We start from the raw sequence: 624 nt of genomic DNA on the forward strand, positions 1-624 counted from the left end.
GGCAGTAAATCCATCTATGAGCTCAAGGATGAGTTAAATCAGATTCATCAAGGTTATCCTTTCACGCCAAGTTCGTTATCTAGCGATGTTTTCGGTCAGCACCTCACTGAAGCACTCCAAAAGAAAGACGCAGCTGCACTTGTTGCTCTTATTAAGGTTGGGAACACCTTCTTTTCAAACGTAGAAGAGCATCAAGAGAACTTACAGATAAGTAATGCGATGAAAGATGCAGTGCTGGAAATGAAATTATATGAGACAGCGCTAGATTCCAACAGCCCTCTACCGTTTCCAGAAGATGCCGCTAGAATCCTGTTCCAAAAAGAGTTTGAAAACTTTTATTCTCGCCTAGAAAAGGCAAGGACGACAACTCATCTCGATAACTTGGTGAAGGATGTGGATCTGTTCTCGAAAAACTTTCCTATTGGTTTTCAGGATGTTAACGATTTAAGATTCAAAACTGCTGATAAATACTTACGCTTCTCCGATATATTACTTAATAAGCGAAGGACTTCAAGCGCAAGACGCGCTATGAAGAAAGCCAACGAGCTTATGAAGCAAATAGAACAGGACTCTAAGCAAAGCTAGTAATACAAAAGGGACGCGAGTCCCTTTTTTGCCGCAGAT

1 pseudogene is annotated in these 624 nt (G+C 41.2%); it reads left to right on the forward strand.

Annotation, left to right across the window (positions count from 1 at the left end):
* Positions 1-585 (forward strand): annotated as a pseudogene (locus IQR33_RS23860) (serine/threonine protein kinase); the annotation flags it as partial.
* Positions 586-624: the final 39 nt, after the last annotated feature.

Origin of the sequence: Vibrio sp. OPT46 (assembly GCF_015163535.1) — a bacterium.
GTDB lineage: Bacteria > Pseudomonadota > Gammaproteobacteria > Enterobacterales > Vibrionaceae > Vibrio > Vibrio alginolyticus.